Raw genomic sequence first — 19407 nt, forward strand, 5'->3', positions numbered from 1 at the left:
GCCGTCGACGGGTATAGATCCACCTGTCGGAGGTGAGTTATGGACTTATTCGGGCTGTTACGACGCGTCGCCGGCTTCATGCGGCAGGACTACCCGCAGAACGCTCCGGCCGTCGGACATTGCCCGCTCGTGGCGCTCATGCCGTGCACCGTCCAGACTGGCCGGCCTCAAGATCGTCAAAATTAGCCTGTTGGCACGAATACCTGACAACACCGGGCACCGAGGTTTGCGATGGAGCGCGGTGATGGCTAGACGCATTGTGCACGAACACGAGTCGGCGTAACGTCGTCAACAGGTTGAGTCCACAGCCGCGCAGGATATGTAGATGCCAGTGCAAGGCTTGGGCTTCTATGTCAGGCGAGCAGCCTGGTGTCTCCAATCCGAAGAATGAACGCTTCGATCGATGGAGTCAGGTATGTCTATCATTGACCAGAATGCAAATCGTTTTGCGGCTCGATCCAAAACCGGTGTCATTTCATTATTTTCGTCAACTGATGACACTGCGCGGTTTACTGCCCACTGGCATCGTCCATCGGCGATCTTAGTAAGCGCCACCGGAGAGATTGACGCGGTGAACGCCCGCCATTTGGCGGAGTATGCAACACGTTATTTGGACGGACATCGCGCCTTAGTACTGGATCTAGAAGGGCTGCGGTTCTTCGGAACTGACGGTCTGGTGGCCCTGGACGACATACGTCGTCACTGCGCGATGCAAGGGATCGAATGGTCAGTGATCCCGGGTAGATCGGTAATGAAACTGCTCGAGATCAGTGGCGACAGCGATACCTTCCCGCTGAGCGATTCGGTTCCCGACGTATGGAACAAGTTGGCGCTCTAGCGAAGACCGAGCGTCAGAGCGGCAGCGATTACCCGTGCGCTACACGCACCGCTGCATTGCTGTCGCGCCGTGTGGTCATGGTGATACCGACAACTCGTCGATCACTGCAGTCCGGGCCGTCCCGCTCGAAGGTCTTGACGTCGTCTACGAGGGAATTGAGGACGTGCCAGCTGAAACTTTCGAGCGGAAAGACATCTCCGGACAGACAGTGGGTAAACGCTTCGATGGCTAACCAGTCCGAATGAAAATTCAATCGAACAGTGAGGATCGCCTCCGGTACTGACGCTCTGATGAGTCGAGTGCACGCTTCATCAGTAGCCAGTTTCAGATCGGCCACTGTATCTATGTCCATGTCATCAAACATTGCGGCCGCCGCAACGACCGTCCGTATCATCGCCAGATTGTCTAGCCGAGCGGATATTTCGAACGTGAGAGACCGCTCGTCCGGACGACTGCCGCATTGCGTGGTGTGTGTCTCGGTCATGTCTCTCCCAAGGTTCCTGTGCTCGAGATTACCTCGATCATCGGTGCGTAACCAATGCTTGCGAGCAACCGCTGGGTATCCACGCCGACCTGCGTGTCGCCGATGATTTTAGGTGACGTGAGTATACGTCTTCTACTGTCGCGACAGGACACGCCAACGGAATTCATCGCTGACCGCCGCTCGTAGGGCGGCACGGGTGGATATCTGCAGTGTGGATGGCTACGTATGCAGTGCAACAATGGAATTCGGTCATCTTGAGCAGTGTTTGTTCGTTCATGATGGGTATGGCCTACCCGCAGCGCCGCGGACCCAATCATCGATTACGCAACTCATAGGGAGTCTGTGCTCTCATGCACCTCGGGCCCAAGGCGTCTAGCAGATTCGCGCGGTGCCGGAGCATCTTGAGCAGCGCACCGGCGTAGTCAAAAACGTGAAAGGTGATGAGAATCGCTAGAAGGACCTCTCCCTTTTGCGGGCACGCTAGTCGCGGCCTCGATCTGAATGTTCTTTCTGCCAAACGGATTCCATTTGGCGCACTCGTTTCCGCTCGATATGGAGCCAGAGCCATCCGAGGAAGAACAGCGCAAGAGCCAGTGCTCCCGCGATCGATGTCCAGGTGTAGAGGCGATAGCCAGCCGCTGTAAGTCCCAGCACTACTGAAATCACACCGAGTGCGATGAGCGCCAATCCGGGCCATGATGCCCTGTCCTTCAAGGACTCGCCAGCATGGGGGCGGAAGGTGCGTTCATGATCCACTGGGTCTTCGTCTGCTTCTCGCATGTGATCTCCTTTCGAAGGGACGGATGTCGGTGGTTGGCGTTAGAGCAGACGTGAGGCCGACCGGCGCACGGCACGGTCGGCCTCACTTTCGCCAGGTGGCTTGTCAACCCGTACGGCTGCCGCGCGAAATGTATTGCCCCCGGGTACCCGCCCGCGGCATGAACAAACGTCGCGGCGCCGCCCGGGCCGCAATGCCTCTGCTAGGAGGGAAGCCGCGGCCCACGCCGCGTCCGCGAGGTGATTCTCGAACGAAGGATCAGCGGCAACACGAGCCAGCAGAAGGTGAATGCCACGAGTGCCACGGCACCCGAAGCGATACCGGCGCGGCGCCCCGAGATAGTTTCGAAGACGATGTCGGTGACTCCGGCCATGGCCAGTCCCAGTGACAGCAGACCGGCGAGCGCCAACCGGTGTGCCGCAGAGACAAGCACCGGCAGACGATGCCGGCGGAACAACACGCGGTGCATGCCAACGGGTGCTATCAACAGCACCGTGGACACAACCGAGCAAGCCACCGTCGCGAGATAGACCAACCGCATCGGGTGATCGAGCACGATGAAGCGCTGTTGGAAGGGGAGCTTGAGCAGCAGACCGGTCAACAATTGGACGCCGGTTTCCAGGACCCGCAGTTCCTGCAAAAGACTGGCCCAGTTCCGGTCAAGCCGTTCGGTCACATTCTCGCGGCGCGCCCTTGCGTCCCACTGCTGGTCGTTTTCCGGGTGGTCGGCGTCCACCTGTCGATGGTCCCCGTTTGAGCCGGGCGAAACCCGGGTAGAGGCAATGTATGCATACGAAAGCCAGAAATTCAGTGAGTGTCGTCATCAGCTCCATGGCGGTGATTGCTTCGCTAGTTGGCTGCGGTAGCGATACGGCCGCTTCTAGCGTCGGCACCACCACTCAAACACCCCCGGCGCCCGGCGGCAGCGGCAGCGTGCCAGGTGGGCCCACCGGCGGGGGCGGCCCGGGCGGGGCTGCGGGCAGCATCCCCGGCGGTCCGACCGGTGGCGGTGGACCTGAGGGTGGCGCCGGGAGCATCCCCGGCGGTCCGACTGGGTCCGGTGGGCCGGGCGGTGGAAGCGGATGCATCCCCAATGTGGGGTGTGTGAACGTACCCTGATCGATCCGATTGCGGAGGTCATGGGAGGAGTGACAAGACTATCCTTGCAGCCCTTGCTATCTCGGCGGCATCAGAGGCGATCTTCGCACCGGTCTGACGATGGCGCGCGTCAACGCGAGGGGCGATCATCGACGATGGCACGGGCCACGTCCACCAGCTTGGTGTTGGACTCCTGAGATAACTGCCGTATCAGCGTGAAGGCCTGGGCGGCATCGATGGCGAACCGCTCCATCAGCATTCCCTTGGCTTGCCCGATGATGTCGCGGGAGGCTAGCGCCGAGACCCACTGTGATTCGCGTTGCGCAGCCACGAGCACGATCGCCGCGTGGGTGGCCAGCGCAAGGCCGGCGTCATAGGAATCCGCGCCGAATGCCTGCGGGCTTCGCGCGTAGAGATTCAGCGCCCCAAGGTTTTCGCCGTACGTGAACAGCTGGAAAGACAGCATCGACCGCACACCGAGTTTGACTGCTGCCTTGGCGAATTCCGGCCAGCGTGTGGTCGTGGCAAGGTCCTCGGCGTACACCGTTTCGTGCTCCCACGCCGATTGGACACAAGGCCCCTCGCGCAGTTCCTGTTGTATCTCGTCGAGAATGCGGGGCACCTCAGACGTGGCTGCCCGGGATTCGATGGTGTACTGACCGGTCACCAGGGTGATGCCGGCCTGCTCAACACCGGGCACATTCTTCAGAGCCGCGGCGGTGATCGATTCCAGCGTCATCTCGACGCTGGAATGCTCTTGCTGCATGCGGCGGGCGGCGTCAGCCATCTTCGCGCTGAAGGCGCCGGGAACAGGGTCGTCGGTCACGATGACCATCGTGCCAGCTGGCAGTCGGGTTAGCGTGATTCTCCTGCCACATGGGAGTCACAGCGTCAGGTCGATCAGCTCCGATGACTACGGCCAGCGGGCGAGCACCTAAACTCAGCTAACTTCCCGGTTATCTCATAACCCCGAATAGGCCACGCGATAGGAGCTCGCCCTGTGAACAGCACGTCGGAGACGCTGACGCGAGGGCTCTCCGCGCGCCACATCCGCTTCATCGCATTGGGTTCGGCCATTGGGACGGGTCTGTTCTACGGATCGGCCGAAGCGATCAGGCAGGCGGGCCCCTCGGTTCTGCTGGCTTACCTGCTGGGCGGGGCTGTCATCTACATCGTGTTGCGGTCGCTGGGGGAGATGGCGGTGCGCAGCCCGGTCGCGGGATCATTCGGCGAATACGCGACGCAATACATGGGCCCGCTGGCCGGGTTTCTCACCGGCTGGACGTACGCCCTGGAGATGGTCGTCGTCTGCCTGGCCGATGTCACCGCGTTCGGTGTGTACATGGGGTTCTGGTTCCCGGGCGTGCCACGCTGGATCTGGGTCCTCTCGATCATCTTCTTCATCGGTGCGATAAATCTGCTCAGCGTCAAGGTGTTCGGGGAAGTCGAGTTCTGGCTCAGCCTCGTCAAGGTGCTTGCCATTGTGGCGATGATCGGTGGTGGCATCGCGATCTTGCTGTGGGGGACATCTACCGGGCATGAGGCGCAGCACGGTATCGCCAATCTGTGGAATGACGGCGGCTTCTTTCCCAACGGCCTGGCAGGTTTCTTGGGCAGCTTCATGATCGTGATGTTCGCGTTCGGAGGCACCGAGATCATCGGAATTACCGCGGGTGAGGCCAAGGACCCCGCGCACACGATTCCCCGGGCCATCAACACGGTTCCCATACGCATCATGCTTTTCTACGTTTTGACACTCGCTGTCATCATGTCCCTGAATCCCTGGCGCTCCATCGATTCGAACAGCAGCCCGTTTGTCCAGATATTCGAGGGGTTGGGGCTTACGTCAGCGGCGACCGTCCTGAATGTCATTGTGGTGACGGCGGCATTGTCGGCGATCAACAGTGATGTCTTCGCCGCTGGGCGAATGATCTACGGCATGGCTCAGCGAGGACAGGCACCGGCGATCATGCGGCGGGTATCGCGTAACGGCGTCCCGTGGATGACTGTGGTCGTCATGACGGCGGCCTTGCTCGTGGGCGTGGTGTTGAACTATGCGATAGAGGAACGTGTTTTCGTCATCATCGCCTCGGTTGCCACCTTTGCAACGATCTTCGTCTGGCTGATGATCCTTCTGTCCCACTTCAGGTTCCGATCGGAAACGGGCGCCGGCGATATGTCAGGGCCGAGCTTTCCGGTACCGGCCTGGCCGTACCTGCAGGTGTTCGCGACCGGATTTCTGGTCTTCGTCATGATCCTGCTGGGCTTCAGTGCGGATACCCGCGTTGCGCTCATCGTCGGTGCGGTGTGGCTTCTACTGCTCGCGGCCGGGTATCGCATGTCGCGCCGGGTTGCGTAGGCGAGATTAACGCCCCACGCCTCGCGGTATCCGAATCATCCCGCTTCCCTCACCGGGGGCGCGCTTGCTTCGGCGCGACCGAAATGATCGGAGAGAAATGCGAATCCTGCCTTCGCGAATTGTGGTGCAGCGGTGAGGTGCTCACCGAAACGAATCGGATGCTCGCGCACGTCGACACCGAGAGCGCTCCACCGCTGCACCAACAGCTCGGCCTGACGGTAGGGAATCACCTGATCTTGCCGTCCGGTGCCCACCAACACCGGAGCTGCGGGCGCCAGGTGTCCCAGGCTGTTGTCGTGCAGTTGCGTGACCCATGCCGGCTCGACAAAGGGGTCCGCACCCGCGAGATAGCGCTGTCGATTCTTGGGTAGCAGTAGGCCCAGAACAATTGCGGCGACAATATGGGTCCGTCGCAACACTGCGGTGACCAGCCGCCCGCCTCGGTTGAGGTAGTCATGCAATCGCAGTTCGGGATAGCTGCTGTCGAGCCCAATCCCGCTGTACAGCAGGAGAAAGGCGAAAAGTCCACCATCCAGTTCGGTGGCGAGTTCGGGGAAATCCACCGGAGCCGCGCCGACGGCCGCGGCGCGCAGTGGCATGTCGGGTGCGTAGCTCGGCTGTAACTGCGCGGCCCAACCGGCAGAGTTGCCGCCCTCGGAGTAGCCGTATATGCCCGCTGGGCCCTGCGCTTCGAGATCGGCCTGGGGCAGCTGTCTTGCGGCGCGCATGATGTCCAAAAGCGCGCGTCCGTTTGTTTTTCCGACGACATAGGGATGCACGCCAGGGGTGCCGAGCCCCGGATAGTCGGTGACGGCCACCACCCAACCGCGCCGTACGGCCGCGGTGAGGAAGGGGGCCTCGTACTCCAGGCCGAGTGCAAGTAGGCGAGACACGGTGGCAGAGCGCGCCAGACCCTGGGTGCCCGGGGCGAATCCGAGTAAAGGCCGTGCAGTCATCGGGGCGGGAGCATCGGGGATGAGCACGACACCGGATACCGCGATGGGGGTGCCGGTGGCGGTCGTCGATCGATACAGCACGCGCCATGCGTGGGTGCGCATCCTGACTCCGGGGAAGACACGCGCGGCCATGGGCGTGGCACGCAGTAGATCGCCGGGAGATCCAGTGTTGTCGAGAGCGGGCGGATCGTAGAACCGATCATGCGCTCGGCGGGTGGCCGGGGTATGAGACATCGTTGTCCTTCGGTGGTGGTGCGGCTATGAAGCGTCGGGTGAATGTAGTTGTGCACGAAGTACTTTGCCACTGGCATTGCGAGGTATCTCGTCAAGAACAACGAACCGTTTCGGAACCTTGTAGCGCTCGAGACCCTCCCGAACATGAGCCTTGAGCATGTCCTCCCGGGGCGCTGAGGACCCCGCCGCCGCAACCACGAAAGCCTGCAATACCTGACCGAATTCGTCATCGGGTACGCCGATGACGACAGCATCCGCGATCGCGGGGTGCGCCGTGAGTCGGTCCTCGACTTCCCCGGGGAATATGTTCTCGCCACCCGAGACAATCATGTCGTCGGAGCGACCGTCGATGTACAGCCTGCCCTCGGCATCAAAATGACCCATATCGCCGGTGTTCACATGCCCGTCGACGACTTCCTTGGCAGCGGCGTGCGCCGTTTTGTCGGGCGTGTAACCCTCGTACTCCAGGCCACCACGGACGAAGATCATCCCCGTATCACCGGCCTTGACCTCTCGGCGGTCATCCCCAAGGATGCGCACCGAAACGCCAAGTGCCTTGCGCCCCGCAGTATTGGGTGCGGCAACGAGGTCCGCAGGGGAGGCGATCGCCACCACTCCGGCTTCAGTGGATCCATAACCGTTCACCAATATCGGTCCGAAGGCTGCCAGCACACCGGAGACCGTGGAGGGGGATATTGGCGCAGCGCCAGTGACGATCATCCGCAAGGGCAGCCCTTGAGCGTTTTGCCTGCCTATTTCCGAGAGCGCCGTCAATAGCCTCTGCAGCATGACCGGTACCGCGAACAGCACTGTGACATGTTGACGCGCGAGATCGTCCATGGCCTGCCTGGCGTCGAATCGGCGTCGGCACAGCACGGTGCCTCCCAGCGCCAGTGGCCCGAGCAGCGCTGCCAAGCCAAATCCGTGGAAGAACGGCGGTGCCACCAGCACCCTGTCCCGGGAACGCAGTCGCACGGTGGCCATCGCGGTCACACACATGAGCACCAACTGTCGGGGTTTGACGGCGCGCGGCACTCCCTTGGCCAGCCCGGTGGTGCCCGAAGTGAGCAGGGTGAGTTTCACCGGACGGCGCACCGGTGGCGGCTTGGGATGCGTTTGTGTCGCGAGTGCATCCAAGCTCAGGAGTCCATCTGCGGCCGCGGTCTCGTGCCACGCCAAGACCCGCAGGCCACGGTAGTTTGCGGCATCGACCGCTTCGGTGTACTCGGCATCGAAGATCAGTACGTCCGGTTCGTGGCGTTGCAGGATCGCCTGCAACTGTTGAGGAGTCAGTTCCGTGTTGATGAAGATGAGTTCGGCCCCGAGCTGTGCACCGGTCAGCATGGCCTCGGCGAATCCTCGATGGTTGCGGCATACGATCCCGACCGAAGTAGGGGCAGAAGGCGCCAGCGCGTAGACGGCCGCGGCGATAGCCTCCGCGCGCTGATGCAACTGGCGATAGGTGATGTGCCCCGCCTCGTCGATCAGCGCGGCCCTGTTGGGAAATCGAATCGCGCTGGCCGCCAACAACAGTGCCGGTGTCGGCCCGTACTGGCAGAGGGCGCGGGCAAGTGCGGCGACGGCCCGTGGACCCATCGGGGTGAGCGCGCCTGAGGTGAGCGCCGCAGGCACCGCGGCAGCCCACTGCCTGAGGCTTTGCCTGAACTCATTCGGCATGAGCACCCACCGGGTCCGATGTCTGGACACGAGTTGGTGCCGGCCGGCCTGCGGTCACCCTTGACAGGGAGGCCTGTGTATCACCCAATCGCCGATAGACGAAACCGAGGATCGGTTCCATCGGAAAGCGCAGCACCGGAGCCAATATCGCGGAGGGATGCCCGTACACCGGCGTCAACGTTCTGGGTTTGTCCACGACGGCGCGGGCGATCACGCGCGCCGCATCAAGGGGGGTCTGTCCCGGAAGCAGCCGCATCCACCGGCTCGGTGCGCTCATCCGGGTATGCATCAGACCTGCGTAGAAAGTTGTCAGGGTCACCCCATCGCCGCGGGCTTCCATTCCGACGGCCCGCATCCAGATGTCGAACGCGGCCTTGGACGACAGGTAGAAGCCCCACTTGGGTACCACCCCGAACATCACGCCCACTGTCGAGACGTTGACGATATGGCCGGTTCCCCGGGCACGCATACCGGGTAGCAGCGCCAGGGTGAGCCTCATGGGCCCCACGTAGTTGGCGCCCGATGTCGCGTTGACGTCTTTGGGCCTGTCGTAGGAGAGGTGTATCGACCGGCGCAGTGATTTACCGGCGTTGTGGACCAGATAGTCGATCGCACCGAAATCATGGAGTACAGCCTCGGCGAACTCTGTGATCGAGGCTTCGGATGTCAAGTCGAGTGGGTAAACCGCTGCCTCGCCGCCCCTTTCGGCGATACCGGAGGCAACCATCCGGAGCTGTTCCATGGATCGTGCGGCCAGCACCACCCTCGCACCGGCCTGCGCGAAGAGTTCAGCGGTGGCGGCGCCGAGCCCGTACGAGGCACCGGTGACGACGACGACCTTTCCCGCCACCTCGCCGCGGAGCCGATCGATGTCCCGTAAACCGCGCGGGCCGATCAGATAGGCGGCCGCGCGTGCGATCGGATGGTGTACGACGGGGGAAGGCCCAGTGGGCAAAATCGTTGACATCTCGGTGCTTTCGGTTACTTGGTGTTGTTAGTTGAGGGACTTATGGAGGCCAGGCCGGCGAGCACAGTTCGTAGTTGCGCATCGGACACCACGGCATCGACCACACGTTGGCTGAGTTCGATATCAGGGTCCGATTGCACGGCGCTCAGGACAGTGCCGAAGAAGTTGGCCATGATCAGATCGCGAACCGTGTCGCGGGAGATCTCGTCGGTATGCATCCAATGCAGCACGATGCCCTCGATGAATGAGAGGCAGCCACTGATCGCCGCACGCAGCACCGGCGTCGATTCGGTTCCCGTGATCTCCACGGCCAAGGCGTGTGCCAGACGTTGGCGATGTTGTTCACGAACACGCCGTACTTCGGCATCGGACACGTCGGCCAGGAGCGCCTCGAAGGCGCCGGGCTCCTGCTGTGCCCGATCCAGAAACTTGCCGACACCCTCGGACAATCGCTCCAGCGCCGGACCGCGCATCTGGACGAGTTCACCCCAGAATTCGTCGGCCGCCTGCTCGACCACGGCCAGGTAGAAGCCGCGCTTACCACCGAAGTGGTAGCTGATCGAGCCCGCGGCCACGCCAAGGGCGCGGGCCAGATCCACGATCGACACCTCGTCGTACCGCTGCGTGCTGAAGGCGACGCGACCGGCCTCCAGCAGGGCGGCGCGTGAGGCGACACCACGTTTGTTGCCGACCATGACACCTCCAGTATTTGAATCTGATTCAGAAAGTAGTCATCGAGAAGAGGGGCGTCAAGATCTTTCTGAATCAGATTCAAAATCTCTGGCGCCCTCGAGACGATCGGGGCCTACAGTTGGAATTGCGCCCGTCGTGGCTGTACATGGAAGGGATTTCAGTCGTGACAGACATATCCGCATTCGCCGAGCTGGTCGATCGTGACCATGGGCTGTGCGTGCTCAGCACGATTCGAAGCGACGGCAGCGTCCAGTCATCGGTGATCAACGCCGGCGTCATGCGCCACCCCCGAACCGGTGAACCAGCCGTCGCGCTGGTGGCGGCCGGGGGCACCCGGAAGCTCGATCACCTGCGGGCGGACCCACGGGCCACCATCGTGGTGCGCGCCGGATGGCAGTGGGTGACCGTGGAGGGAGTCGCCGAGATCATCGGCCTAGACGACCAACAAGCCGGTATCGACGAGGAAACGCTAAGGCTGTTGTTGCGCGACATCTTCCAGGCGGCCGGCGGTACCCATGACGACTGGGACACCTACGACAGGGTGATGGCCGAAGAACGACGCGCCGCAGTTCTCATCGCGCCCGGCCGCGTCTATTCCAATCCCGCGCCGGGATAGCCCGCAATATTGTGCAGATATGTGTATCGCATGCGAGTGGGCGCCGCATTTCTCGTCGTTGAGCACGAAGACCACCCGCCGGACGGCGCTGCGCGCTGCGGCCGCGGTGGCGCTCGGGGCGGGCGCCGTCGCCGCATGCTCTACAGGGGCCGATTCGTCGTCCACGTCAGGTAGTACCAACCCCGACAATGCCGAGGCGGATTTCGTCTTCCGAAACGGCCGCGTCTACACAGTGTCCGGGCATCAGGAATGGGCCGAAGCGGTTGCCGTGAAGGGCAATACCATCAGACATGTTGGTGATGAGGCGGGCGCGATGGCGATGGTGGGCCTGGGCACCCGCGTCATCGATTTGGACGGCAAGCTGCTCATGCCCGGGTTTGTGGAGGGGCACATTCATCCGTTCTTCGGTGCCTTCCTCAGCAGCGGCGTGAATCTGCAAGTTTCGACCAAACAAGAGGCACTGGCGGCTATTGCCAAGTACGCCAAGGAGAATCCGGATGGGCCGATACGCGGATTTGGCTGGCGTATCGACATGTTCGGGCCGGAGGGGCCGACCCGTCAAGAATTGGACAGTGTCCTGCCGGACCGGCCCGGCTTCTTCTTCGCCGTCGATGCGCACAGCATGTGGGCCAACAGTAAAGCCCTGGAAGTCGCTGGCATACATCGAGATACGCCCGACCCGGTCCCAGGCTTCAGCTACTACGCAAAAGATGGCAAGGGCGAGCCGAGGGGCTACATCCTGGAGATCAGCGCGATGCTTGACCTGATCGATGCCATCGAACCGGTTACCGCTGAGAGCATGCGGCGAGCACTTGAGGACTGGCTGCCCCATGCGGCTGCGGCCGGCATCACGTCGGTGTTCGATGCCGGTGTTCCTCCGGTCGGGAGTCAGGCGGCGTTTCTTGGGCTGTACAACGACATTGAGCGCAGGGGCGCGTTACCTTTCCGCGTGGTGGCGTCCTATGTTGTGAAGGCGCCTCCCTTCGATGATGCGGTAGCGATGTTCACCCAGACTCGTGACGAGATCGCGAGCGACCTCGTTCAGGTGGGGATGATCAAGATCATGGGCGACGGCACCCAAGGCGGCTACACCGCCTGGTTGCTCGATCCTTATGCGGACAAACCCGATTCGATCGGAACGTCACCGTTCACCGAGCAGCAGTGGGGCCAGCTGGTCGGCCAGATTGATGCTGCGGGTATCGACATGCATGTGCACGCGTGCGGGGAGCGCACGGTGCGGGCGGCACTGGATGCGTTTGAGGCGGCGATCGCCAAGAATCCCGCCCGGGACCGCCGGCATACAATCGCGCACCTGATCTATGTCGATGACGCGGACAACGCCCGATTTGCCAAGCTTGGGGTTGGAGCCCAGTTGTCCGCGAACTGGTTCTCCGCCGACCCCGACACCGTGGTCAATCTGGCTGCCCGGTATGGCGCGCCCCGCAAGGACAACTTCTACCGGATCCAGGACATACTGCACGCCGGCGGAAGAGTGTCACTGGGAACGGATTGGCCTGCGGCGGGGTACTTCTCCACCTACAAGCCACTCGAATCAATCCAGATCGGTGTGACCCGTCAGCTGATCGGTGACCCGAATGCCGCGGTGCTCGGCCCCACCGACCAGAAGTTGTCGGCGGCGCAGGCGGTGCAGGCCAATACGCTGGGTGCCGCCCACCAGATCCGGATGGAGAACAAGGTCGGCTCGGTGGAGGTCGGCAAGCTCGCCGATCTCATCGTGCTCGACCGCAACATCCTTGAGGGAGACCCACACGACATCCACAAGGCGACGGTCACGATGACGATGATGGACGGCCAGATCCGTCACGAGATCAAGCACTGACCGGCCTACTTAGCCAGTACCAAGAGCGGCTTGTCCTTGTCGACGATGTAGGTTGCCAGTTCTGAACCTTCGTCATCACCGACATTGCGAACGGAATGGAAAGTCTCGGCGGGGACGAAAAGGACATCTCCGGCGGTGACGCTCTGTGAACCCTGACCGTCGATGTCGTAGACCAGCGTGCCCTTGAGCACGTAGATGATCTCCTCGCCGGGATGCTTGTGGCGGGCAGCCGTGGCTCCCGGCTGAAAATCGACACGTGTCTGTAGTGCCTCGTGGCCCGGGATGCTCAGATCATGGCGCTGTAAGTCGGTGCGGCTCACCGGCTCACGTTCGGACACGGGGGTAGATGACCCGCACGCCGCGGCGAGTGTCGCCAGCCCGGCACATGCGCCCATCACGATCGTGCTGCCGATGTTCATGCGGTCAATCCTTCCGGAGAGGCTTGAGTGTGCCGACGCCCGACGGCGGCGCCGTGTTGTCGCGGATGCCATGGTAGATACCGCGTTTGATGATCCAGGGTTGCAGTACGCGCTCGATCGACCACGCGGGGAAGCGGAAGGCGTGACCGGAGGGGGCGAAGACTTCCAGCCCGTCGGGCTGTACGCCGAGAACCGAGCCCCACCGGTACCTGGGTGGGCGGTAGGTACGTAAAGGCCGCCCGGATACTCCGGCGCGAACATTGTGAGCCACCAGCCGGTCAGCTCGATTGCGAGCCGAGGTGCGTAGCGCATCGGTGGCCGCGACGTCTCCGACGGCGAAGACGTCGGGGTAGCCGGGAACCTGCAGTTGTGGCGTCACACGGACAAATCCGTGTTGGTCGAGTACCTCGTCGGGCAGCCATTCTGTATTGGGTTGGACCCGGCCGATCGCCCACAGCACCGCATCGGAGGAGACCGGAGACTGCCCGGAAATCCATTCAACCGGCTCGCCGGTGATTCGGTTGCCGGTGAATCCGTCGGGGATGAGTGCACGGTGTCCGGGGTGCAGCCCCACGCGGAGGTCGTTGAGCCGCTGCCGAATCCGGTGCCATACTCGCGGCGAGTGCTGTGTGAGCGCACGCTCACCAGGGAAATACAGGTCGACACGCAGGTTGGGCCATGTGATCGCGATGTTGGCCGCGCTGCTCACAGCGGCTGCCCCTCCACCGATGACGGTTACCGTGCCCGCCGCGGCCAGTCGCAGGTGCGCCGCGCGCAGCTCCGCAGCGACCTCGACATTGGACTGCAGTGTGGACTGTCGCCAGAAGCCGTTACTGACACCGGTCGAGATGACCAAAGTGTCGTATGGTTCCGCAAGCGATACGCCGTTACTGCTGTGGGCGAAAACTGTTCGGGCGCTGAAGTCGACGCCGGTGAGCCGGGCATGCACGGTACGGACACGGTCCAGTCTGTGGAACCGGTCAAACGGCACCCAGTAGTTCCGTGCCCATTCGTCGGGGCGTGAAAGCCGTATCCCTAACTCTTGGCCACTGACCAACCCGGGTTTGGCGGAGATTCCGACAACATCGCTGTGGCGGGCGAGCCGGATCGCCGTGAGCAGGCCGCTGTCGCCGAGCCCGGCGATAAGGACCCGTCTGCGGCTCACGCCGATTTCCGTGGAGGGCGGGGCACAAATCGGGATACCCGTGCGATGACATCTCGGTACTCGGGCCGCCGCTGCAGGCTGCGCTGCTCCATCATCGGGATGCTCGAGCCCAGGAACATCCCCAACATGCCCGCGGCGCCGAGGCATAGCCACCACGCATCAGCGGGGGAGACCGCAATACCGAAGAGTGCTAGGGAGAGCCAGAAGCTGAACTCTCCGAAATAGTTTGGATGCCGAGACCATGACCACAGGCCGCGGTCCATCACCTCACCGGGACGACGGTTGCCGGTGAAGCGGTGCATCTGCACATCGGCGACCAGCTCCAGAGCTACAGCCGCGAGGCCAACCAGACACGCGATCGTCGTCAGCCAGACCAGGTCGCCGACGGGGCGCGTTACCGCGACATACGCCGGCACCATCCCGAGAAAGACCAGCAGTGTGGGGATGAGATGGATGGCGACCAGATCGGCCAGGAAGCTCCATCGGCCAGCGCTGGCGCGCAGCATCGGGTAGCGCCAATCCTCATGGTGCAGACCAGGGAACGAATACACCCAGTTGGCGGTGAGGCGCACTGCCCACAGCGCGATCACCATCGCGATGAGCCAACAACGCAACTCATGTACCCCGGACTGACTCCACCAGTAGACCAGCAGCAGCGGGGGTATCACGCTCCAATAGGCGTCGTAGAAGCTCGAATTGCGGTACAGCCTGCTGAAGACGAATATCACCACCGTGGCCAGCACATCGGCGATCAACGTGTCCAGCCACATGCGGCCGGTACCTGGACCCCAGATGAGCCAGCCGGCGGCCACGCCCACGGCGATGAGATAGGCGATGGTCACGAGCACCAACGATTGTGACTTGCTTCGGACGATGGCTTCAGAGCTCATGCGGTGTGTTGTCCCTTCGCAACAGTGCGACAAGAAAGTCCGAGTCATCGGTGAAGGGCCTCAGGTCCCAGGTGGACAGCAGGAGGTCCGGAGCGAGACCTGCTTCGGCAGCGTCGTCGAGGAATCGAGCGAACTCGTAGTCACGGCCGGCGCCGAAGCCGATCACCGCGCGGCCATCTTCCGCGAGGTGTCCGCGCAGGCGTTTCAACACCTGAACCCGTGTGCTCGGGGCGAGAAACGCCATCACATTGCCCGCTGACACGATGACGTCAAATGGCTCGGCGATACCGGCCGACGGCAGGTCGAGGTCGGCGAGATCGCTGACGATCCACCGTGAACCGGGATGGTCCTGCTCGGCCGCCTCGATGAGCACCGGGTCGACGTCGACGCCGACCACGCAGTGACCGGCGGCCGCCAGAAACCCGCCCACCCGGCCGGAGCCACACCCGGCGTCGAGGACCCGGGCGCCACGAGGAACCATCGCGTCCACAAAGCGAGCTTCGCCCGCCAAATCCGCACCCTCACGCGCCATGGCGCGAAACCGCTCGATGTACCAATGCGAATGGTTCGGATTGGCCGCGACTTTCTGCATCCAGAGGCTCTGCTCAACCATGCAGCCATTGTCGCAAGCGGAGGTAGCGTCGCAGATCAGGGCACTCGAATACCTCACTCGATGGCCTACCGCGCCGCGATTGCGGTGCTAATCTCATGCCAACCCCGCACGTTATTGCGACGAAGGAGGGGGATGGAAATGCGTTACAGCGCATGTGCCACAGCAGCATTGGCGGCGATGCTGATTCTTGCCACGCCGGCTCGGGGTGAGCCCGAGTGTCAGTTCTCGGGAGGTCTGGGCCCTGACGCCGCCTGCACCCAAAGCACCGATGACGATGAGCTCACGACGCCGTGGATGTGGCCGGGCGACGACGGATTCGGGGTCGGGTTTGGTGGACCCGGCTTCGGTTGGCGCTGATCTGGTACTACACAAGACCTAGATAGCCGAGCACTCCGGCCGCGGTGACCACGATCAACGGATTTGTCTTCGTAAAGACGAAGATCAGGGTGCAGATTCCGGTGACCGTGTAGGCACGCCAGTCGTGATCCGCGGCTCGGCTCATCACCAGGGAGGTCGCCAGGATGAGCCCGACTGTCAGCGGCGCCAAGCCACTCTCAACGGCGGTGCGCCATTTCGACTTCTGTGCCCGCTGCCAGAATCGCGTTACCGCATACACCAGGGAGGCGGCGGGAAACACCATGGCGACCGTCGCGATGACTCCGCCGAGGATGCCTCCCGCGATGCCACCGACAGGAAGGCCCGCGGCATACCCGACCATCGCCACGATCAGAATGCTAGGGCCCGGTGTGGTCTGGGAGATCGAAAAGATGTCGGCGAATTGCGAATTGGTCAGCCAGTGTTCGTCGCGCACTGAGCGCAGGTGCATCTCCGGCAGCACCGCATTACCGCCGCCGATGGACATCAGTGACAGCGATCCGAACAACACCACCAGCTGCCAGTAGGTGTTCACGCGGCCGCCTTCCTGGGCCACGCCCAGAAGAGGGCCAGCGGGGCAAGGAGTGCGAGTGTCGCCAGCAGGGGCCAGCGCATCAGTCCGTTGAGCGCGAAGCTGGCGGCGAACAGGAGCACCGGGATCAGGCTGGTGAGGCACTTCTGTCCGGTCTTGATCACCATCGCCAGGGTGAGCGCTACGGCGGCGGCGGAAGCGCCATGCAGTACGCCCTTGACGGCGGGTACCTCTTTGAAGCGAAAGTAGAAGTACGACACCGTTAACACCAGAACCAGCGGTATCAGGCAGAGCCCGACGACGGCCGCGATGGCGCCCAGTGCACCGCGCATCTTGGTGCCAACGAATACGGCCATGTTGATCTGGTTGGCGCCCGGCAGGATTCGGCACATCGTCATCGCGGACAGGAATTCTTCCTCGCCCAGCCACTTCCTCTCGACGACGAGCACCTCGCGCGACCACGCCGACAAACCACCTCCGAACGAGGCCAGCGCTATGTGGTTGAACGTCCACGCCAAGCGAAAGAGGGACACCCGTGGCAACGGGGGATCGTTGTCACCGCTACTCATGCATGAGTTCCGGATCGTGTGGGAAGTCGTCTTCATAGTGTTGACGTGAATCCAGCGGATCCGGAGGGTCGTACTGATGGGAGAGATCCCAGTCGGTGTCGAAGACGTCTTTCAGCCGGGCAACCACGGGTGGGTCGGTGATGGTGATCCCAAGTTCACGACGCAGGTCGAAGGCGCTGCGATCGATGTTCATCGAGCCCACCAGTGCCCGGGTGTTGTCGATGATGAGTAATTTGGCGTGCACCCTCAGGTTCTTCTGCTTGTGCACCTTCACTCCGATGCGACGCAATGTCCGCAGCGATGCGAACGTGTCCAGAATGTCCCATTCACTGATGCCGTGCCTGCCCCCACACAGCACGCGCACCCTGACACCCCGGTCCACTGCCGCGGCAACACGGTCCAAGATGACAGCATCGACGTACTTCGGATGTTGAATGTCGAGCCGCTGCTCAGCCGCGTCGATGAATTCCGCCATGTGATACCGGGAATTCGCATTGCTCCACAGCAGGCCGTCGAAGAGTGACGGTACCCAGTCGCGGTGTTCCCAGTCGGCCTCGAACACTTCGACGATCTGTTTGACATGACTGGGCACGACCGTGATGACGCCGTAGTCGCGTGTCCGTGTGAAGTATTTCTCGCATAGGTTGAAGGTGGCCACCAGTGCGGCCTTGCCATCGACGACTATCGATTTCTCGTGCGTCACATAGAATTTCGGACTAGACCAGGCGACGTTCACCCCGGCCGTGGTGAGCCTGCCGAAGGTGTCGTCGTTGGCGCGATCGCCCCCGGATCGCTGCGGGTTGAGCATCACTCGAATGTCGACACCCGCCTGACGCCGCGCGATGACGGCGTCGATCAAGCCTTCCTCGGTGAAGGTGAATTGTTTGATGAGAAGCGATGTTTCTGCGCTCTCAATGAACTCACGAACCGGTTCCAGGCCGTCGTCCGGCTCGACGATGAGGCGAGGCGCGAAGGGGGACACAAGAGCAGAAGCTAGCACCAAGATCGCGCAGTGGTCTGCCATTCACATGAACACTTCGATCCGGCTGGCAACCTCATTGAACCCCAATGCAACTGGTGGCGCCGTTACGGCGTCACCGGCCGTTGCGCCGCGGCCGGTGTGGGGGACCTGCGGAAGATCCGGGTTTTGAGCTCGGTGGCCCGCTTTTCCACCACGAACCAACTCGATGCGGCTACCGGCAAGGTGGCCGCTGTGGCGATGACGAAGAACACAACAGGGTTCAAGCGGACAAGCCAGAAGCTGGCAAGCATCTGTTGGATAGGGAATGCGTAGATGTACACGCCATACGAAAGATCGTTGCGCAGCCGAGCTCTACGGATCAGCGCACCCGAAACGATGATGGCGTACGCCAGGGGTAGGGCACCGATGACTCGATAGTTCTGGGTAAATCCGGAAGCCATGACAATGGCGGCGCTGAGCACGACCAAGGACCAGCGGGCCGGTATCCGGTCCTGGTACTGGTAGAACATCGCGCCCGCGAGGAAAACGACGAAGAACCGGGCCAACATCTGTGGCCAGCTGAACATCGGCGGGGTGTAGGAGACGTAAGCCGCCCAGACTGTCGCCAAGACGAACAGAGTGGGAATAACCCAACGGCGCTTCAGAAGTCCCAGGAAGCCAAGGACGGAGACCATTACGTCACAGAGCAGAACGAAGAAAAGGGTCCAGATAGATCCGTTCCAGACCCCCGGAAACGGCACATCGGCGGGAGTGCCGTCGATGCCGATGTACGCCACGTTGAGCAGCGCGTTGTTGATGACGTATCCGAGCTCTGCCGACAACGAAATCGGCGTGTTCTGGACCTTGGCCGTGATCGGAGCGATCACGAAGGCGATTACGAGCAGACACACCCATAGTGCGGGGAAAATACGCAAAACGCGTGAGGCCCAATACTCCTTCAGGTACGGGCGACGCATCCACGCGGCAGTGATGAGGAAACCTGAGATGGCAAAGAATCCGTCGGCAAAAATATTACTGAGCAGCCGCACGATCGGCTCGTAGGCAATCTCGCGGCCGGTAAGGGGCCAGGAATGGTAGAAGACCACGCCGATCGCGAGAATGAGACGCCACAGCGTCAGCGCATTGTGTTGTCGATCAAATACCTGCTCAAGCTTCATAAATTCCCCGAGGCGCCGATGCTGTGTGTTTACTTTTGCGAATGAACATACTGCACAATCCCGAGTGGCACCCGGCTTACCTCGCGGGACGAATCTTCAGACCGCAAGTGCTCAAGTTGTTTGCGAATTGTTCCGGCTTCTCTGAGATCGAACGAGCGAATTCCA

Annotated in this window: 21 protein-coding genes; 5 read left to right on the top strand and 16 right to left on the bottom strand. The window is 62.1% G+C overall.

Features of this window, described 5'->3' with window-relative positions; translation table 11 throughout:
• Positions 1–415 precede the first annotated feature (415 nt).
• Positions 416–838 carry an STAS domain-containing protein gene (locus AOT87_RS09340; protein WP_057966372.1) on the top strand — a complete coding sequence of 141 codons (423 nt, stop codon included), beginning with the start codon at positions 416–418 and terminating at the stop codon, positions 836–838.
• Between the two features lie 28 nt (positions 839–866).
• Here the strand turns inward: AOT87_RS09340 and AOT87_RS09345 are convergent, their stop codons facing one another.
• The 4 genes from AOT87_RS09345 to AOT87_RS09360 form a co-directional block, all read right to left on the bottom strand.
• Positions 867–1322, bottom strand: coding sequence for an anti-sigma factor (locus AOT87_RS09345; RefSeq protein WP_057967746.1), 456 nt, complete (start codon positions 1320–1322; stop codon positions 867–869).
• A gap of 480 nt (positions 1323–1802) precedes the next feature.
• Entirely contained in the window at positions 1803–2102 is a 300-nt protein-coding gene (gene usfY, locus AOT87_RS09350; RefSeq protein WP_057967745.1) for a protein UsfY, read from the bottom strand.
• 200 nt (positions 2103–2302) lie between these two features.
• Entirely contained in the window at positions 2303–2836 is a 534-nt protein-coding gene (locus tag AOT87_RS09355; RefSeq protein ID WP_057967744.1) for a DUF6328 family protein, read from the bottom strand.
• A 492-nt stretch (positions 2837–3328) separates the two neighbouring features.
• Entirely contained in the window at positions 3329–4024 is a 696-nt protein-coding gene (locus tag AOT87_RS09360) for a GAF and ANTAR domain-containing protein (RefSeq protein WP_057967779.1), read from the bottom strand.
• Between the two features lie 174 nt (positions 4025–4198).
• On the opposite strand from AOT87_RS09360, the gene AOT87_RS09365 reads away from it, so the two are divergent.
• Entirely contained in the window at positions 4199–5557 is a 1359-nt protein-coding gene (locus AOT87_RS09365; RefSeq protein WP_057967743.1) for an amino acid permease, read from the top strand.
• 35 nt (positions 5558–5592) lie between these two features.
• On the opposite strand, the gene AOT87_RS09370 is transcribed toward AOT87_RS09365, so the two are convergent.
• From AOT87_RS09370 to AOT87_RS09385, 4 genes are read right to left on the bottom strand one after another with little or no spacing between them, the layout of a single operon-like run.
• Complete coding sequence (locus tag AOT87_RS09370) at positions 5593–6747, bottom strand: lipase family protein (RefSeq protein ID WP_057967742.1); 1155 nt, start codon at positions 6745–6747, stop codon at positions 5593–5595.
• A gap of 24 nt (positions 6748–6771) precedes the next feature.
• Positions 6772–8424, bottom strand: a complete 1653-nt coding sequence (locus AOT87_RS09375) for an AMP-binding protein (RefSeq protein ID WP_057967741.1) — start codon at positions 8422–8424, stop codon at positions 6772–6774.
• Entirely contained in the window at positions 8414–9391 is a 978-nt protein-coding gene (locus tag AOT87_RS09380) for an SDR family NAD(P)-dependent oxidoreductase (protein WP_057967740.1), read from the bottom strand. The genes AOT87_RS09375 and AOT87_RS09380 overlap by 11 nt, the downstream gene beginning before the upstream one ends.
• Before the next feature lie 14 nt (positions 9392–9405).
• Complete coding sequence (locus AOT87_RS09385) at positions 9406–10086, bottom strand: TetR/AcrR family transcriptional regulator (RefSeq protein ID WP_030097840.1); 681 nt, start codon at positions 10084–10086, stop codon at positions 9406–9408.
• Between the two features lie 161 nt (positions 10087–10247).
• On the opposite strand from AOT87_RS09385, the gene AOT87_RS09390 reads away from it, so the two are divergent.
• Together AOT87_RS09390 and AOT87_RS09395 are read left to right on the top strand one after the other, a co-directional pair.
• Positions 10248–10700 (top strand): TIGR03618 family F420-dependent PPOX class oxidoreductase, encoded by a 453-nt coding sequence (locus AOT87_RS09390; RefSeq protein ID WP_057967778.1) that lies wholly within the window; start codon positions 10248–10250, stop codon positions 10698–10700.
• A gap of 19 nt (positions 10701–10719) precedes the next feature.
• Positions 10720–12540 (top strand): amidohydrolase, encoded by a 1821-nt coding sequence (locus AOT87_RS09395; protein WP_057967739.1) that lies wholly within the window; start codon positions 10720–10722, stop codon positions 12538–12540.
• 5 nt (positions 12541–12545) lie between these two features.
• Here AOT87_RS09395 and AOT87_RS09400 read toward each other — a convergent pair whose 3' ends face one another.
• The 4 genes from AOT87_RS09400 to AOT87_RS09415 are packed head-to-tail and all read right to left on the bottom strand — an operon-like array spanning position 12546 to position 15627.
• Positions 12546–12959, bottom strand: coding sequence for a cupin domain-containing protein (locus AOT87_RS09400; protein WP_057967738.1), 414 nt, complete (start codon positions 12957–12959; stop codon positions 12546–12548).
• Positions 12960–12963: 4 nt separating this feature from the next.
• Positions 12964–14124, bottom strand: a complete 1161-nt coding sequence (locus AOT87_RS09405) for an FAD-dependent oxidoreductase (RefSeq protein WP_057967737.1) — start codon at positions 14122–14124, stop codon at positions 12964–12966.
• Positions 14121–15014, bottom strand: a complete 894-nt coding sequence (locus tag AOT87_RS09410; RefSeq protein ID WP_191985230.1) for a DUF1295 domain-containing protein — start codon at positions 15012–15014, stop codon at positions 14121–14123. The genes AOT87_RS09405 and AOT87_RS09410 overlap by 4 nt, the downstream gene beginning before the upstream one ends.
• Positions 15004–15627: a class I SAM-dependent methyltransferase gene (locus AOT87_RS09415; protein ID WP_057967736.1), complete on the bottom strand. Its 624-nt coding sequence runs from the start codon at positions 15625–15627 to the stop codon at positions 15004–15006. The genes AOT87_RS09410 and AOT87_RS09415 overlap by 11 nt, the downstream gene beginning before the upstream one ends.
• A 138-nt stretch (positions 15628–15765) precedes the next feature.
• Here AOT87_RS09415 and AOT87_RS09420 point away from each other — a divergent pair, with 138 nt between their 5' ends.
• A complete protein-coding gene (locus tag AOT87_RS09420) occupies positions 15766–15984 on the top strand; it encodes a hypothetical protein (RefSeq protein ID WP_030097832.1) in 219 nt (72 codons plus the stop codon).
• Between the two features lie 7 nt (positions 15985–15991).
• Here the strand turns inward: AOT87_RS09420 and AOT87_RS09425 are convergent, their stop codons facing one another.
• From AOT87_RS09425 to AOT87_RS09440, 4 genes are all read right to left on the bottom strand, one after another.
• A complete protein-coding gene (locus AOT87_RS09425; protein ID WP_057967776.1) occupies positions 15992–16537 on the bottom strand; it encodes a chromate transporter in 546 nt (181 codons plus the stop codon).
• Entirely contained in the window at positions 16534–17103 is a 570-nt protein-coding gene (locus tag AOT87_RS09430) for a chromate transporter (RefSeq protein ID WP_030097830.1), read from the bottom strand. The genes AOT87_RS09425 and AOT87_RS09430 overlap by 4 nt, the downstream gene beginning before the upstream one ends.
• Positions 17096–18085, bottom strand: a complete 990-nt coding sequence (locus AOT87_RS09435; protein WP_057967775.1) for a phospholipase D-like domain-containing protein — start codon at positions 18083–18085, stop codon at positions 17096–17098. Before AOT87_RS09435 ends, AOT87_RS09430 begins: the two co-directional genes overlap by 8 nt.
• A 104-nt stretch (positions 18086–18189) precedes the next feature.
• Complete coding sequence (locus tag AOT87_RS09440) at positions 18190–19242, bottom strand: acyltransferase (RefSeq protein WP_057966358.1); 1053 nt, start codon at positions 19240–19242, stop codon at positions 18190–18192.
• Between the last annotated feature and the right edge of the window lie 165 nt (positions 19243–19407).

The sequence above is a fragment of the Mycobacteroides sp. H003 genome, assembly GCF_001440135.1.
In the GTDB taxonomy this organism is placed as follows: Bacteria; Actinomycetota; Actinomycetes; order Mycobacteriales; family Mycobacteriaceae; genus Mycobacterium; species Mycobacterium gwanakae.

Bases quoted from the DNA above. Each gene is read 5' to 3' on its own strand.
- AOT87_RS09340 (WP_057966372.1), top strand. From the start codon at position 416: ATGTCTATCATTGACCAGAATGCAAATCGTTTTGCGGCTCGATCCAAA.
- AOT87_RS09345 (WP_057967746.1), bottom strand. From the start codon at position 1,322: ATGACCGAGACACACACCACGCAATGCGGCAGTCGTCCGGACGAGCGG.
- usfY (WP_057967745.1), bottom strand. From the start codon at position 2,102: ATGCGAGAAGCAGACGAAGACCCAGTGGATCATGAACGCACCTTCCGC.
- AOT87_RS09370 (WP_057967742.1), bottom strand. From the start codon at position 6,747: ATGTCTCATACCCCGGCCACCCGCCGAGCGCATGATCGGTTCTACGAT.
- AOT87_RS09375 (WP_057967741.1), bottom strand. From the start codon at position 8,424: ATGCCGAATGAGTTCAGGCAAAGCCTCAGGCAGTGGGCTGCCGCGGTG.
- AOT87_RS09380 (WP_057967740.1), bottom strand. From the start codon at position 9,391: ATGTCAACGATTTTGCCCACTGGGCCTTCCCCCGTCGTACACCATCCG.
- AOT87_RS09385 (WP_030097840.1), bottom strand. From the start codon at position 10,086: ATGGTCGGCAACAAACGTGGTGTCGCCTCACGCGCCGCCCTGCTGGAG.
- AOT87_RS09395 (WP_057967739.1), top strand. From the start codon at position 10,720: ATGTGTATCGCATGCGAGTGGGCGCCGCATTTCTCGTCGTTGAGCACG.
- AOT87_RS09400 (WP_057967738.1), bottom strand. From the start codon at position 12,959: ATGAACATCGGCAGCACGATCGTGATGGGCGCATGTGCCGGGCTGGCG.
- AOT87_RS09410 (WP_191985230.1), bottom strand. From the start codon at position 15,014: ATGAGCTCTGAAGCCATCGTCCGAAGCAAGTCACAATCGTTGGTGCTC.
- AOT87_RS09415 (WP_057967736.1), bottom strand. From the start codon at position 15,627: ATGGTTGAGCAGAGCCTCTGGATGCAGAAAGTCGCGGCCAATCCGAAC.
- AOT87_RS09420 (WP_030097832.1), top strand. From the start codon at position 15,766: ATGCGTTACAGCGCATGTGCCACAGCAGCATTGGCGGCGATGCTGATT.
- AOT87_RS09430 (WP_030097830.1), bottom strand. From the start codon at position 17,103: ATGAGTAGCGGTGACAACGATCCCCCGTTGCCACGGGTGTCCCTCTTT.
- AOT87_RS09440 (WP_057966358.1), bottom strand. From the start codon at position 19,242: ATGAAGCTTGAGCAGGTATTTGATCGACAACACAATGCGCTGACGCTG.